Source organism: Pseudomonas sp. WS 5411 (genome assembly GCF_012985595.1).
Lineage (GTDB): Bacteria > Pseudomonadota > Gammaproteobacteria > Pseudomonadales > Pseudomonadaceae > Aquipseudomonas > Aquipseudomonas shahriarae.
The window spans coordinates 16,255-31,916 of the sequence record NZ_JAARMC010000007.1 but is presented as its reverse complement, the minus strand read 5'-3'; the positions used below and the strand labels follow the sequence as shown (position 1 = coordinate 31,916).

11 protein-coding genes are annotated in these 15,662 nt (G+C 59.4%); 2 read left to right on the top strand and 9 right to left on the bottom strand.

Annotation, left to right across the window (positions count from 1 at the left end):
* Positions 1-35 precede the first annotated feature (35 nt).
* From HBR93_RS12810 to uvrD, 9 genes are all read right to left on the bottom strand, one after another.
* Complete coding sequence (locus HBR93_RS12810; protein WP_029290059.1) at positions 36-443, bottom strand: SMI1/KNR4 family protein; 408 nt, start codon at positions 441-443, stop codon at positions 36-38.
* A gap of 99 nt (positions 444-542) precedes the next feature.
* A complete protein-coding gene (locus HBR93_RS12805) occupies positions 543-2,000 on the bottom strand; it encodes a surface lipoprotein assembly modifier (protein WP_262377292.1) in 1,458 nt (485 codons plus the stop codon).
* Between the two features lie 135 nt (positions 2,001-2,135).
* Positions 2,136-2,897: a Slam-dependent surface lipoprotein gene (locus HBR93_RS12800; protein ID WP_233093208.1), complete on the bottom strand. Its 762-nt coding sequence runs from the start codon at positions 2,895-2,897 to the stop codon at positions 2,136-2,138.
* A 129-nt stretch (positions 2,898-3,026) separates the two neighbouring features.
* Positions 3,027-3,149 (bottom strand): hypothetical protein, encoded by a 123-nt coding sequence (locus tag HBR93_RS26980; RefSeq protein WP_258571537.1) that lies wholly within the window; start codon positions 3,147-3,149, stop codon positions 3,027-3,029.
* 43 nt (positions 3,150-3,192) lie between these two features.
* A complete protein-coding gene (locus tag HBR93_RS12795; protein WP_120734369.1) occupies positions 3,193-6,309 on the bottom strand; it encodes a TonB-dependent receptor in 3,117 nt (1,038 codons plus the stop codon).
* Between the two features lie 135 nt (positions 6,310-6,444).
* Entirely contained in the window at positions 6,445-7,425 is a 981-nt protein-coding gene (locus HBR93_RS12790) for a FecR domain-containing protein (protein ID WP_273867357.1), read from the bottom strand.
* Between the two features lie 43 nt (positions 7,426-7,468).
* Positions 7,469-7,966 carry an RNA polymerase sigma factor gene (locus tag HBR93_RS12785; RefSeq protein WP_057440570.1) on the bottom strand — a complete coding sequence of 166 codons (498 nt, stop codon included), beginning with the start codon at positions 7,964-7,966 and terminating at the stop codon, positions 7,469-7,471.
* Between the two features lie 185 nt (positions 7,967-8,151).
* Complete coding sequence (locus HBR93_RS12780; RefSeq protein WP_029290048.1) at positions 8,152-9,027, bottom strand: Tim44 domain-containing protein; 876 nt, start codon at positions 9,025-9,027, stop codon at positions 8,152-8,154.
* Between the two features lie 224 nt (positions 9,028-9,251).
* The gene (uvrD, locus tag HBR93_RS12775) at positions 9,252-11,435 is read right to left on the bottom strand and encodes a DNA helicase II (RefSeq protein ID WP_057961208.1); all 2,184 of its coding nucleotides are present in this window, start codon (positions 11,433-11,435) and stop codon (positions 9,252-9,254) included.
* A 280-nt stretch (positions 11,436-11,715) separates the two neighbouring features.
* On the opposite strand from uvrD, the gene HBR93_RS12770 reads away from it, so the two are divergent.
* Positions 11,716-14,595 carry a GGDEF domain-containing phosphodiesterase gene (locus HBR93_RS12770; protein ID WP_057961207.1) on the top strand — a complete coding sequence of 960 codons (2,880 nt, stop codon included), beginning with the start codon at positions 11,716-11,718 and terminating at the stop codon, positions 14,593-14,595.
* Positions 14,596-14,751: 156 nt separating this feature from the next.
* Positions 14,752-15,618 carry a transcriptional regulator HexR gene (gene hexR / locus HBR93_RS12765; RefSeq protein WP_169960434.1) on the top strand — a complete coding sequence of 289 codons (867 nt, stop codon included), beginning with the start codon at positions 14,752-14,754 and terminating at the stop codon, positions 15,616-15,618.
* Positions 15,619-15,662 lie beyond the last annotated feature (44 nt).

Below are 15,662 nucleotides of genomic sequence, written 5' to 3'. Positions count from 1 at the left end.
GCTTTGCACACCGCCCCCTTGTCACTGGTTTTGGCTCAGCTTTCCAGCCACACGTCCCGCGCCCAGTGCCACACCGATTCCCATGACTCTTCGGTTACCAGTTCTTCTTCGCCGGACCACAAGACCACCGTGCCGTCTTCTTCGACGCAGTAGTAGTCGTCGCCATCCTGGCAAATCGGGATCAGTTCGCGAGGCACGCCGATATCCCAGGCATTGGCGGCGACTTCCGGCAGGTAAGTGTGGGACTGGGGGTCGGTGATGGTCACCGGTTCCAGGCTGCCATACACCACATCGCTGACGGTCAGCAGGAATTCCTTGAACACAAACGGGATGTTGATAAACAGCTGTTCTTCGACTTCCACCAACTGGTCTTCGTCGGGCAGTTCCAGAGGAACCGGTACCGGTTCGTTGGCTTCACGCAATTGTTCGATAACTTCTTCCACGGCCGGGATCCTCATGCTAAATGGCGCGGTTTATAGGGGCGTTTTATACAGTAGCTCGCTATAAGTGCAACCGCGAAATAGAAACCCCGGGGTTATTGGTTAAAACTGCTTTTCCAGCTTTAGGCTGATGCTGTTTTTATCGTAGGAATAAAGCCAGTCGACATTGCTGACGACCTTGTTGTACTTGACCGTCAGACTGGGCACCACATCCATCACCGCCAGGCGTGGGGCGCGCAGGATAAAGGTGTAGCCCTGTTCATCGTCGTTGCGTCGCTCATCGACAATGGCGCTGTAGGCATCGTATTGGCGCTGGCGGTATGAGGCGAACAGCACAGCGCTGACGCCCACCTCGAAATCCTTGGCGACGCCCAGTCGCACACCTTTTTGCAGGTAAGCCTGGGTGCTGTCCCGGGCGTTGCGCTGGCTCAGGTCCACGCCGCCGAACAACGTCCAGCGCTGGGGCAGGGCCTGCCACAGAGTGGCGTAGAAAGAACTGATGCCGCCGTCGAGGTTGCTATTGATTTCGTGTTTGTAGGCCATGTCCTTGTATTCGCCTTCCAGCTTGAACATCCGCGTGGCTGACAGCGTGTGAATCCATTCGCCGCGCAGCCCCCAGGCGCTGTACATGGCGTTGTCGGCGATGGTGTTGAATTCATAGGATGGCCCGAGGGCGTACTGGTTTTTCGCATCGTGATAGCTGTAGCCGGCGCTGTTGATAATTGTGCTTTCGTTGTACTTGCTCTCCTTTTCATACGCCTGGCCGTACAACAGCGAGCGCATGAACACCCCGTGATGGCCGCTAAGGGCGATGCGCTTGTTGAGCGTTGCCTCGTAATCGGTGCCGTGGGCAGACACAGCCTTGGGCAGCGAGCGTTGGACCAGAATGGTTTCTTCGGCAGTGACATAGCGATACGTCACTGTGCTTTCGGGGGACTGGTTGAGATTTTTGCCCCAGGTCGGGCCGATGGCGAAGGAGCCTTGCCAGTCTTCACGGTGATCCAGGGCCTGCTTGAAACTGTCGACGGTCTTGCCCAGGCCCATGGCCTGCGCGTCGGAGGGGCTGAGGCCACTACTGATCTGCTGGAATACGGCGTTGGACTCGCCATCCTTGCGGTTTTCGAACAGCACCCGCGCCAGCTCCAGGCGGCCCGGCAGGAAGTCGGACTGTATCGCCAGCAATTCGTGGTAATAATCTTCGGCTTGCTCCAGGTCGCCATCGGCGCGGGCCAGGCCACCCTTGGCATAGGCGGTGAGCATCGGGTCGTGGCCGGGCAGGGCGGTGTAGCGCTTGAGGTAGTCCCTGGCTTGGGACCAGTTATGGCGCGAGATCGACACATACACTGCACGGCCCAACTCATCCAGGGTGTTGCCCACGGTGTAGTCCTGACCGTCGATGTTCAAGAGTGGCGCGGCGACGTCGCTGGGCATTTCATCCTTGAGCAACTCGCGCTCTTGCTCATTGGCGCGGTACTCGATGGTCTGGTTTAGGCGCAGGCTGGTGTCCTGGTCGGCAGCAAATACCGTAGGGGTTATGGACAGCAGTAGGAAAAAGGGCAAAACGTGGAGCGTGAGGGATCGCTTGCAGTAGGGCTGGGGCATTACCGGGCTCTCGGGATCGCTTCAAAACGCCCAAAGCAAGTGCCTGGGGGCAGGCACTTGCTTAGGTGGTGCTACAACAGGTTCAACCGGCGATTACTTGGCGACACCACCGAAGGCGGTGTCGTAGTTGCGATCGGAGAACTTGGCGATACCGGCCAGCGACGCGGTGGAGCCTGCGCCGAAGAAGCTGCCTTGGGTGGTGCCGGTTGACAGGCTTGCGTTACTCACGGCGTCACGCGCTCGTGCAGTACCGGCGAAGCTGGCATCGGCAGTGTTGATGTTGGCCGACAACTGGACTTTCAGGGCGCTGTTGCTCAACGAGCCGGTCAGGGTTGGTGCCGCTGTACCGAAGGAAGCGGTCAGGTCGCCGGACAGTACGTTAGCGCCGGAGTAATTGTTAATGCCCTGTACCGCATAGGTCACGTTGGCAGTTGGCAGTACGCGGCCAGTGGTGTCGCCGGAGTAGTACACAACACGGGTTGGGTCATTGTTGGCGCCGGTTTGCGACCACTCGCCGTAGTACACCTGTTGGTTGGCGACTTGTTTGAAGTCAAAGTTGCCCAGTGTGGAGTGGGAAGCCGGCATCATCGCGGTAGTAATGGTGGATACACCATTTGCGTCGTTGGCAGCCATGCCTTTCAAGCCGCTGAAGGCAACTTTTGTACCGTTGTAAAACGCTTTTACGCCAATGGCAGGCTGACCCGCCGAGCCAGGGTGGTTCGTAGAGCCGGTGCCACTGGAACCGTCAACAACGATGGTGCCATCGTAACTTTGACCAGAAGAAGTGGCTGCTTGAGCAACGCCAGCCAGACCCAGAAGTGCCACTGCCAATACTGTGTGTTTGAAAGATTTCATTTCATCATCCATTGAGTGATTTAAATTAAGTCAACACGTCAAGCATTTGCCGATTGCTTCTTTAGCCTCCCATGTCACACCTCGCAAGTTGGAACGTAGTGATAAAATGATTTCAATAGAAACTTATGTTCATTTAACAACCCCGCCGAAAGCGGTGTCGTAATCACGATTCGTAAATTTGGCGATACCGGCCAGCGATGCATTGGTGCCGGCACCGAAGAAGCTCCCCTTGGTGATGTATACGTTGGACATTTAATTCAGGCGTTACTGTCTCTGGTTTGCTGAGCCTTGAAATTTAAAAAGTGGTAGTAAATGCAAGTTTTAATGTGCGGCCGGGTGCGGGCATGGCCGAACGCGTCATCGGGTCGATATAGTAGAGGTTGCTCAAGTTAGTGCCCGTCAGCTCGATGGAGGCATCATCGGTCAACTTGTAGTTTACATAAGCATCATAAGTGACGATTTTGTCCCATGACATGGGCGTGTTGATGTAGTAACTGACCATGGCGCTGTTTGGGTAATTGCTGTTGAACTTGCTCTCGTGCTGACGGTAATAAATCGCGCGGCCACCGATCTCTAGTTTACGGTCGAGGAAACGTGCACCCAATCCAAGGTTGGCTGACCACTCGGGCTGAGACATGCTCACCAAGTAACCGCCCACAAAGCCATCATCCACGCAGTCAGGGGTACTGCCATCGGTGCTGATGGATAGGGCTGAATCTTCATCACAGACTTTATTTTTCAGGACATGGGCGAGGCTGAAATCGGTGAAAAAGCGCCCGCTATCGTAGCGACCTTGAAACTCCACGCCGGAGGTCATCTGTTTTTCCAGGTTACTGAAGCGCAGTTGGGGGCTGCGTTCAATCACGTTCTTCGTGGTGTTGTTGTAATAGGTCAATTTGACGTCGGCGCTCTCACTACCACCCCACCCGGCAAGGTTATGAATGTAAGCGACTTCGTAGTTATAGGCGTGCTCCGGCTCAAGTCCCCAAGGGTTTGTAGACGACGAGAATCCTATGGTGCTTTCAAACATGCTTGGGTAGCGGATGGCTTCACTGTAGCGAAGATAAACTCGACCATTTTCCGAGGTGTAAAAGGTCACTGATAAATTTGGCACCCAGCCGCTGTCTTTCTGATGTTTGGCACTGATATCTTTTTGCTCGGTAATATAATTGTCGTCTGCCGTGCACTGAATAATATTTTCCCCAGCGTTCACACCATTAATACACGGATTGTTATCGCGTGAATAACGACCTTTTCCATCATGTGCCCAGTTAACAAGGTGTTTGGTATCTTGAATACGCTTCGTATCTCGTTTGATCCGTTCTACATCCTCTAAACGCTCTTCATCCGTCATACCGAAGCCATCCCAAAACTGGCTCTCGTACGCTATTTTTTCATCAATCAATACTTTCAATTCGTGGTCTGTCAGCGTTTTTTGAGTGACGTAAGACACTCGCCGACCGGTTGGTACGTCTTGCGTTATTGTCCCTGTCTTGTCTTGGTCGCCTTTGAGATAGTCATCAAATGCCCAATACGATGAATAACGCATCCCGGCGTTGAATCGGGCAAATGTGACGGGTCTCCAATCGAAGTTGAAGTTGTACTCTTTTTCCACCCGGCGTCCGGCGCGGGGATACATGCGCAATGTGTCGCCGATGATGGGGTCTTGATAGTTATCGTTCGAGCCCAGCTTTTCATGTTGGTAGCTGCCGCCGAGGGTCAGGTCGAGGCTGTCGAGCAGCTTGAGTTTGTTGCTTGCAGTCAAACCGACGCGGTCATGCTGGGCATTGGCTACGGCCGTGTTCCGGTACACTCGATCATCTTCGGTGGTCTGATTGGGTACACCGCCGCTGCTGTAAGTATCGCTGCGGGTATTGGTTGCCCAGAGGTTGGAATAGAAGTCCACCCATGGGTTGCCCTCAGGCTTGAGATTGTATTCCAGGTTGTAGGCTTTGCTTTGTACATGACTCAAGGGCCACTGCGGTACGCCGTAAGTGGCTGCGTCATAGAGGTCCTGGGGCCTGAAGAACGAGATGCGCGATGGCATGATTTCGCCATATAGCGCATCCGTATCGCGGTAGCCGAACTCCAGGGATTGGCCTTCATCGATCTTGAGTTTGGCCTTGCCCAGCCAGGACTCCATCTTGCTGGAAGTGTTGGGTACCTCATCGCCCGGCTTGTAGATATTTGCCAGGTTGGGGATGTAGTCAAATTGGCCGTTGATCTGTTTACCGGTGGAGTAAAAGTCGGTCTTGTTCTTGCCTGCGTAGTGGTTGCCCTTTTCCCGGAAGGCGTAGGCCGCCAACAGTTCGAATTTCTCCTGACGTGTGCCCAAGGCTAAACGATAGGCAGAATCATCGCTGGACAGGAGTTTGTTGTTACTGCTCGTGCGCGGATGTTTGTACAGCGAAGGATCGTAGTAAGAGTGGAGGGGAATGTGCTGATAGTCGGGACTGCGCGTCTGCCCGGTCAGCAGCGTCGGCAGCTTGGGCGACACCGAATTGTTGCTGCCTTCGATCTTGAGTTCGCCACCGAACGCCTGGTCTTCCTTGAGTATGTCGTCGACGTTCAGGGTGCTGGCTACCACTGCCCCCCCGACGCCGCTGTAGACGTTACGCTCCAGGTTCGGGCCCTTGAGCACCTTGATGCTGCCGATCAAGTTGGGGTCGATGTAATTACGGTTGTTGGCGCCCATGTAGCCGCGATAAGCGGTGATTGCCTGCTCGGTGCCGTCGATGGTCACCGGCACGCGGCCGGGGCCCTGGATGCCGCGGATGTTTGGGTCCAGTGCGCCGCTGTTGCGCGAGTCGCCGCTGTACACGTTGAGCATGCCCTTGAACATATCGGCGGGGGCCGCGCCTTTGTAGCGTTCGATCTGCTCCTTGCCGGCATACACCGAGGAGATGTCCTGGTCGTAGATATCGTTGTAGCCCTTCTCGTCCCGGGACTGCTTGCCTTCCATGCCCATGATGTACGTCGGATGCAGGTCGCCGGCCTGGATGCCCGCCGAGTTCGGCATCGATTGCACTTGGATGATCGGGCGTTCGGCAGAGCCGGTGAGGCTGTAGCTGACCCCTTGGTTGGCCAGCAGCGTTTGCAGTGCGGCATCCAGGGAGAGGCGACCCTTGACTGGGTTACCGTAGCTTTTGGTGAGGTCGTTACTGCCCAGGTAGAGCTCGACACCGGCTTGACGCGCCAACAGCACCAAGGCTTCGTCCAGCGCCAGGGTGGGTACGTTGAACGTGTATAGGTCAGTGGCCGGGGCGTGGTTTGCACTGGCGGCTGGTGCCGCCAGCACCGCGCTGATGGTCGCGGCATCGGCGACCAGCGCAATGACGGCCAACTGGATCCCCAGGCTCAGCCGGGTACGTTTTGTTCCCTGGCGTTTTTTGTTGTTCTCTTGCGTCTGCAAAACCGGCCTCACTAAAGTAAATAAGATTTATTCACATGTAGTAGAAACGGCCCAGCTGCAAAAACGCGATAGATCGTTATGATCTATGTATGTAGTTTTTTATCCGATTTAGAAACTTACGCTGCCTGAGGTTACTCAGTAGATCAGCGTCAGCCCTGGCAGGTCGACCATGCGCCCGTGGACTTGCGCCACCAGGTGTTCAAGCGCGTCGTCCAGGTTATCCAGGCGCATCACCGCGCTGACCCGGGCGTTGCGCAGCGCCTCGCCCTTGACCAGCACCAGCCCGGGTCGGTAACGGTTGATGCGGGCGGCGACATCGGCAAGGGACTCGCGCTGGAATACCAGCCGGCCTTCCTGCCAACTGGCCAGTTCCTCGGGGTTGGTGTTCAGCGGCACCAGGCCCGTTTTGGGGCTGAAGCGCAGGCTGTTACCCTGCTCCAGCAGCGCGGAGCCGGTGGCCTCATCGCGCCCGTGCGGGGTCAGGTTGACCTCGACCCGGTGTTGCAGCACACCCACCCAGCCTTCGCGATCCTTGCCCACACCGACCAGATAACGCGTGCCTCGCGCGGTGATATCGGCCCCGGGCGCTTGTACGGTGAAGGGCCGCCGCTCCTGTTCATTCATTGGCGCAGGGGTGAAGACCGCCTCGCCCTGGCTCAGGCGCACCCGCCGGGTCTGATCGTCGTAGACCAGGCTCAGGATACTGTGGCTACCCAATTCCACCTGGCTGCCATCGGCCAGGGTGATCTGGCGCACTTCGCCAAAACCGGTGTGATAGTCGCTGTTCAGGGCTTGTAGCCAGAAGGGTGGGGCCAGCAGCATCCAGCAGCCCAACACCAGTGCAGCCACGGCGCTGCCGCCGACCACCGGCATGCGCAACCAGGCAGACCGCGGCGGGCGCTGGGGTTTTACATAACCGGGGCGTTGCTTGAGCTGGGCGGTAGCCTGCCATGCACGATTGGCGCGCTCGGCGGCGGCGGCGTGCAACGGGTCGGCGGCCAGCCAGCGCTGAAAAGCCTCGAGTTCACGTGCCGAAAGCTGTCCTTGGCGATGGCGCATCACCCAGTCGGCAGCTTTGCGCTCTACCGGGTCGATAGTCTGTGGGGAGGCGTTCACGGTTCGGTCTATTTACCTTTTGGCTCTTTGTCGTACACAAGGCTCAGCCCTCTTGGCCCGGCTCAAGCGCCCGGCCAATCCTGGCCAGGGCCATGGCCATGTGTTTTTGTACAGAGCTTGTGGATATCCGTAAATAGCGCGCGGTCTCTTTGTGCGTCATGCCCTCCACCCGGCACAGCATGAACACATCGCGGGTGCGCGGTGGCATGCGCTCCAGCAGGCTTTCCAGGTGCTCCAGTTCCAACGCGCCGAGGGCCTGTTCTTCAGGGCAACTGGTTTCGTCGACCAGGGTGGCGAAGAAGGCGCTGGGGTCGTTGTCGTAACGCTTTTCACCATAGCGGCGGTGATGGTCGATCATCAGGTTGTGCGCTACCCGAAACAGATAGGACGGCGCGCACAGCACGCGCTCCAGGCTCTCCAACTGGGCGATGCGCAGGAAAGTGTCCTGCACCAGGTCCGAGGCCAGGCTTGGGGAGCACTTTTTGCGCAACAGATAGCGATGCAACGCGGGTGCATGTTGAGTGAACAGTTTTTCCAGCACGGCGGCACTTTCCTATGCTCGGGCAGAACCGGGGAGGGTGAGTATAATGAGAGTCGTTCTCATTAATCCAGCAAAACCCCATGCCGACTTTTCCACAGGCAAAAAAACACCCCGGCTGTGCAGGCTTCTTAAAGCACTGCACAAGACCGGGGTGTTCGTTACAGCAGGCTGTAGGCCTTTGCGGATCAGCCGTTCTGGCGGATACCGGCTACCAGCCAAGGCTGGTTTTCGCCCTGGGGACGTTCCATGTTCCAGCTTTCGCTGAACACTTCGCCCTGGTCGAAGCGCGAGGTCTTCGACACACCGCTGAAGGTCAGGGTGGCGATGGTCTTGTCGGCGCGGTCATCCACCCCTTCCAGTTGTACGCGCAGGTCGTCGATATAGGTCGACTGGAAAGCGTCGCCCAACTCGGCACGTTCGCGCTTGAGGAACTCCAGCAGTTGCGGGGTCACGAACTCGGCGATCTTGTCCATTTCGTTGGCGTCCCAGTGTTGCTGCAGGGACTGGAAGTGGTTGCGGGCCGCTTCGACGAAACGCTCTTCGTTGAACCAGGCTGGTGCATTGATCACCGGACGGGCGGCAGCAGCCGGTGCCGCCGAGCCGCCGAAGATCGAACCCATGGCAGGCTTTTGCTCGAACACTTCACGCTGCATCGGCGCGCCGGCTGGAGCCAGGTGCTCCTGCTGCTTGCGGCGACGGGCGGCGATAAAGCGGAAGATCACAAAGGCGATGACGGCCATGATCAGGATGTCGAAGATCTGCATGCCCTGGAAGCCGCCGCCCATGAACATGGAAGCGAGCAGGCCACCGGCAGCGATACCGGCCAGAGGGCCCAACCAGCGCGAAGCACCGCCGGCCTTGGCAGCAGCGCCTGCGGCACCGGCTGCACCTGCGGTGGCAGCCGCTCCGCCCATGCCGCCAGCGGCTGGGGCCATTTGGCTGGTCTGGTGGCTCGGCGCTGCGCCGGAGCTTTTACCGCCACCGAAGCGTTTGGCGTTGGCGTCGAGGCTCATCGTCAGGCCGATGCACAACGCCATGGCGATGCTAAGAAAACGTTTCATAAAGGGAATTCCCATTTGTGGATTGCACGCGCGCCATGTTGCACAGGTGTAGAGGCAGTGGCTAGCGGCATAATGTTTCGGGCTTTTGCGTAAGACCTATTCGGAATGGTCTGTAGGACTAATTACAGATATTGGCCCGTACGTGTGAAAAACAAGGGCAAGGCGACCCATTACACTGAGGTAGAGCGTCCGGGCGTTCCCACGCAGAGCGTGGGAACGCTCAGTCAGACCGCTTCGAGCTTGGCGTAACCCATCATCAGCCACTTGCTGCCTTCGGCGAAGTTCACCTGCACTCGGGCCTGGGCCCCGGCGCCTTCGAAGTTGAGGATCACCCCTTCGCCAAAGATCGCATGCCTGACCTGCTGGCCAAGGCTGAACGGGGTCTCGGGAATTTCCGAACCGGCAAACATGCTGCTGGAGTTCTGCTGCTGGCCGCCGCCAAACGGCCGGCTGACGCTATTGGACAAGCGCACTTCCTGAATCAGCCCTTTCGGCACTTCCCGTACGAAACGCGAGACCTTGTTGTAGGTTTCGCTGCCATACAGGCGCCGTGTCTCGGCGTAGGTCATCACCAGGTTCTGCATCGCCCGGGTAATACCCACGTAGGCCAGGCGGCGCTCTTCCTCAAGGCGGCCGGGCTCTTCCAGGCTCATCTTGTGCGGGAACAGGCCTTCTTCCATGCCCACCAGGAACACGTAGGGGAATTCCAGGCCCTTGGCACTGTGCAGGGTCATCAACTGCACGCTGTCTTCGTGCTCGTCGGCCTGGGTATCGCCCGCTTCCAGGGAGGCATGGCCGAGGAACGCCGCCAATGGCGACAGGTCGGCATCTTCCTCACTGTTCTCGAACGCGCGGGCGGCGCTGACCAGTTCCTCAAGGTTTTCTACCCGGGCCTGGCCTTTCTCGCCTTTTTCCGCTTCGTGATAAGCGATCAGGCCGGACTGTTCGATCACGGTCTGGGTCATCAGGTGCAGCGGCATTTCCAGGCACTTGGCGGCGAGGCTGTCGATCAACTCGACAAACCCACCCAAAGCCCCGGCAGCGCGGCCGGTCAGGCCTTTATTGGCGATCAGCAGGCGCATGGCCTCCCACATCGACACATCGCTGTGACGCGCATGCTCGCGGATCGCCTCGACGGTTTTCTCGCCGATGCCCCGTGCCGGTACGTTGATCACCCGCTCTAGCGCTGCATCGTTGCCGCGGCCTTCCAGCAAACGCAGGTAGGCCATGGCGTTCTTGATTTCCGCACGCTCGAAGAAGCGTTGGCCGCCATAGATGCGGTACGGGATGCGCTCGCGCAGCAAGGCTTCTTCCAACACCCGCGATTGGGCGTTGGAACGGTACAAAATAGCGATATCGCTGCGGGCCAGCCCGGTTTTCAGGGCGCTTTCAATGGTTTCGACCACATAGCGCGCTTCGTCGTGCTCGTTGAAGGCGGCGTAGAGGTTGATCGCCTCGCCTTCGCCGCCATCGGTCCACAACTCCTTGCCCAGGCGCCCGGTGTTATTGGCGATCAAGGCGTTGGCGGCCTTGAGGATCCCGGCGGTGGAGCGATAGTTCTGCTCCAGGCGAATAGTCTCGGCGTCGGGGAAGTCGTCGGAGTACTGGTAGATGTTCTCGATTTTCGCGCCGCGCCAGCCGTAGATCGACTGGTCGTCGTCGCCCACCACCATCAGGCTGTCGCCGCCCTTGGCCAGCAGGCGCAACCAGGCGTACTGCACGGCGTTGGTGTCCTGGAACTCGTCCACCAGGATGTGCCGGAAGCGCTTCTGGTAGTGCGCGAGCAAACCGGGGTTGTCACGCCACAGGTCGAGGGCGCGCAGCAGCAGTTCGGAGAAGTCGATGACGCCGGCTCGCTGGCAGGCCACTTCATAGGCTTCATAAATGCTGCGCATGGTGGCCAGGAACAGGTCGCCACTGGCCTGGATATGTTGCGGGCGCAGGCCTTCGTCTTTCTGGCCGTTGATAAACCACTGGGCCTGGCGGACCGGCCAGCGTTGTTCATCCAGGCCCAACTCGCGGATTACCCGCTTGACCAGGCGTTGCTGGTCATCGCTGTCGAGAATCTGGAAGGTCTGGGCCAGGCCCGCCTCCTGCCAGTGAGCCCGCAACAGGCGGTGCGCCAGGCCGTGGAAGGTGCCGACCCACATCCCGGCCGGGCTGATGCCCATCAACTGCTCGATGCGGTGGCGCATCTCGGCAGCGGCCTTGTTGGTGAAGGTCACCGACAGGATCGAATGCGGGGACGCGTTCTCGACCTGGATCAACCAGGCGATACGGTGCACCAGCACGCGGGTTTTACCGGAGCCAGCACCGGCCAGGACCAACTGACGGCCAACGGGGGCTGCTACGGCCTGGCGTTGGGCATCGTTGAGGGAGTTCAGCAAAAGGGAGAGATCATCGCGCATCGGCGCATTCTAGGGTGCCGGGGGAAGGGGGGCAAATCCCATTGCCGGGTGGTCGCTACAAAAAAACCGCCGGCGCTGTTCAATCGGTAAATATTCCAGCCACGGTGATGACTGGTAAGTCATCGTCTGTAGCCCGCGCCCTGTCTTGTTCAGCCCCTCTGGGTCCATGGTTTGCGGGGGTTTATTCGCGGATTTTTATGATCCAGAGCAGTTTGGTCTGCCCGTCTGCTTGTGTATGCTCCGTCGACGTTTCGGGCTCACCATTATAAGAACACTGCCTATGACCCTCAGCACTGACTTGCCCGGCCCTTCTGTCGCGCCGGAGCAGGTTATCCGCAAGCACTACGCCATGGAGATGGCGGTCGAGCGCACGCGTCTGTTGTACCAGGGGTCGTTGCTGCCCACGTTATTGATGCTGATTAACGGTCTGGTCTGCGCCTGGTTGCTCTGGAGCCCGCAGCGTTATGTGCTGGTCGGCAGTTGGCTGGTGTGGTTGCTGGCCCTGGTGGCGATGCGCGTGATCCAGGTGGCGGCCTTCGACAGCGCCTTGCCCAGCCGACAGGCTCAGCCGGTCTGGCGGCGGATGTTCATGCTCGGTTCGGCGGCCAGTGGCCTGACCCTGGCGAGTGCGGCCATTGCCCTGGTGCCGTTGGATAGCTTCGTGCAGCAGGCCTGGGTCTTTGGCCTGATTGGCGCGGCCACTTTATCGGCCAGCGTGGCCTACGCCGTGAGTTTGCCGGCGTTTTTGTCGTTTGCCTTGCCCTGCCTGGTGCCCACCATCCTCTATCTATTCTGCAGCGGCGAACCGCAACTGCAGGGGTGGAGTTACCTGGGCCTGATCCTGCTGGCATCCCTGAGCCTGGTGGCATGGCAGGTCAACCGCCTGATCCAGCGCGGTCTGCTGCGGCGCTTCCAGAACCAGGCCCTGATCGAGCACTTGCAACAGGCGCGTCAGCGTAGCGAGCAGTTGAATCAGGACCTGGTGCGCGAGGTCGAGCAGCGCCGCCAGATCGAGCAGGAACTGCGCGAGGCCCAGGTCGGCCTGCAACAGCGCGTCGAACAGCGCGGCCAGCAATTGGACGCCGCCAGCCTGGCCCTGAGCAAAAGCGAGGCGCGCCTGGCCATGGCGTTGCAGGCCAGTGAGCTGGGCTTGTGGGACTGGAACCTGCAAACCGATGAAGTCCACCACACCCAACTCAAGGAGTTGTTCGGCCTGGAGCCGGAATACGTCACGGCGATGCTGCGCGACCTCAAGCCACGCCTGCACCCGGACGACTTGCCGCTGCTCAAGTACGCGCTGGTGGAGCACTTGAAAGGGCGCAGCGAGGACTATCAGGTGGAGTACCGCGTACGCCATGGCGACGGGCGCTGGGTGTGGATCGAGGACCGTGGGCGCGCCGTAGAGCGCACGGCCAGCGGGCGCGTGACGCGCATGCTCGGTACCCGGCGCGATATCAGCGCCGGCAAGGCGGTGGAAGAGCAGTTACGGCTGGCGTCCACGGTGTTCGAGGCGGCCAGCGAAGGCATCGTGATCCTGGACCCGGAGTACGTGTTGATTGCGATCAACCAAGCCTTCAGCCGTGTCACCGGCTTTGATATCGACGACATGCTGGGGCGCAATGTCGTGGAGTTGCCGTGCAGCCGCGACGCTCGCCGGCACTTCCCGGTGATTCGCCAGGCCCTGTTGAACCACGGCAGTTGGCAGGGTGAACTGGTAGAGGCGCGCAAGAACGGCGAGCTGTACCCGCAATGGCTGCAATTGAGCGTGGTGCGCGATGTTCGGGGAAATGTCAGTCATATCGTGGGCTTCTTCGCCGATTTGTCCGCCCGCCGCGAGTCCGAGGAGCGCATGCGCTACCTCACCCATTACGACGAACTGACGGGCCTGGCCAACCGCTCGCTGTTCCGCGAGCGCCTTCGTGAGGCCCATCAACGGGTGCGTCAAGGCGGCCGCAGCCTGGCGTTGCTGCATATCAACCTGGACCGCTTCAAGCTGCTCAATGACAGCCTGGGCCACGAAATTGCCGACCAATTGCTGCAAAAAATGGCCCGGCGCCTGATCAATGCCTTGCCGGAAGCCGACACCATTGCGCGACTGTCTGGCGACGAATTCGCGGTGTTGTTCGACGCCTATGGCAGCCTGTCGAGCCTGGCGCGGGTGGCCACCCGACTGCTGGCCAAACTGCGGGTGCCGGTGGCGGTGGAGGGGCATGAGCTGGTGGTCAGCGCTTCAATCGGAGTCAGCCTGTTACCGGATAACGCGCGGGAAATTTCCGCATTGGTCAGCCAATCAAACATGGCCATGCAACACGCCAAGCACCTGGGCGGCAATAACTTCCAGTTCTACACCGACAGCTTGCAGGCCAGCACCCTTGAGCGTTTGCAGCTGGAAAACCAGTTGCGCAAAGCCATTGATGAGCGCCAGTTGAAGGTGTTCTACCAACCCAAGCTGTGCCTGGCCACCGGCAAGATGAACGCCGCCGAGGCGCTGGTGCGCTGGGACCATCCGCAGTGGGGCAGCGTGCCGCCGGGTGATTTTATCGGGCTGGCGGAAGAGACCGGGTTGATCGTGCCATTGGGCGAGTTTGTATTGCGCCAGGCCTGCTGGCAGGCCTGTGAATGGCAGCGTCAGGGCCTGGCGCCGATCCGCGTGTCGGTCAACCTGTCGGTGCACCAGTTGCGCCAGGGCAAGTTGGTCAGCCTGGTACGCCAGGTGCTGGACGAAACCGGGTTGGCCCCGCAGTACCTGGAGTTGGAGCTGACTGAAAGTCAGTTGCTCGACAGTGTCGAGCACATCATCGCCACCTTCCAGCAACTGCGCGATCTGGGGGTGAAGCTGGCCATCGACGACTTTGGCACCGGCTATTCGTCCCTCAGTTATCTCAAGCGCATCCCGGTGGATTACGTGAAGATCGACCAGACTTTTATCCGCGGCCTGGGCCAGGGGCGTGAAGACTTGGCGATTACCCGGGCCATCATTGCCATGGCCCATGGGTTGTCGCTCAAGGTGGTGGCCGAGGGTGTGGAAGATCAGCAGCAGCTGGATTTCCTGCGCGCTGAAAACTGCGATGAGGTGCAGGGCTATTTGATCAGCCGGCCGATCGAGGCCGAAGGACTGGCGGATTTGTTACGGAAAAATGCAGATTTTCCTGACGGCTAGCCAGGCGCCATCGGGTGCTACATCGCACTTGCCCGCTGATTCAGGGGGCAGTAGGGCGATTTAGTGATGCATCGAGCGGGCAAATCAGCAATTCTTGTAGTATAACTACAAGCTTGCTACATCCCTGGCGTCTGCCAATAACAAGAGTCCTGCCCTTTGAACCTGTTGCAACATATCGCCCAGTCGCGCCACCTGTTACGCAAATCGGAACTCAAGGTTGCCGATCACGTGCTGCTTGACCCTGCGGCCGTGATGCACAGTTCCATGGCTGACCTTGCCCACAGCGTAGGGATCAGCGAGCCGACCATCGTGCGCTTCTGCCGCGCCATCGGTTGCTCGGGGTTCCAGGACTTGAAGCTGAAACTGGCCCAGAGCCTGGCGGCCGGTGCCAGCTTCGGGCAGTTCGCGATTCATGAAGACGACTCCGTCGCCGACTACAGCCTGAAAATTTTCGACACCACCCTGCACACCCTGATGGAAGTGCGGGAGAAGCTCGACCCGATCGAGCTGCAAAAAGCCGTGACTGCCATGTCCCAGGCCCAGCGCGTGGAGTTCTATGGCTTTGGCGCGTCGGGTGCGGTGGCGGCGGATGCCCAGCACAAGTTCTTCCGTCTGCTGCTGACGGCGGCGGCCTACAGTGACCCGCATATGCAGGCGATGTCGGCGGTGACGTTGAAACCCACCGATGTGGCGATCTGTATTTCCCAGTCGGGCCGCTCCAAGGACTTGCTGATCACCGCCAACCTGGTGCGTGAAAGCGGCGCCTCACTGATCACCTTGTGCCCGAGCCAGACGCCATTGGCGGAGCTGTCCACGGTCAACCTGGCGATTGATGTGCACGAAGACACCGAGATCTACACCCCGCTGACCGCGCGGATTGCCCACCTGGTGGTGATCGACGTGCTGGCGATGGGCGTGGCCATGGCGCGTGGTCCGAGCCTGGTCAACCACCTCAAGAGCGTCAAGCGCAGCTTGCGCAGCCTGCGGCTGTCGCCCAAGTCCGTAAAAGCCCTCGACGACTGACCCAAGGTGGCACTCGGTCAACTGTGAGAGCAGGCAAGCCAGCT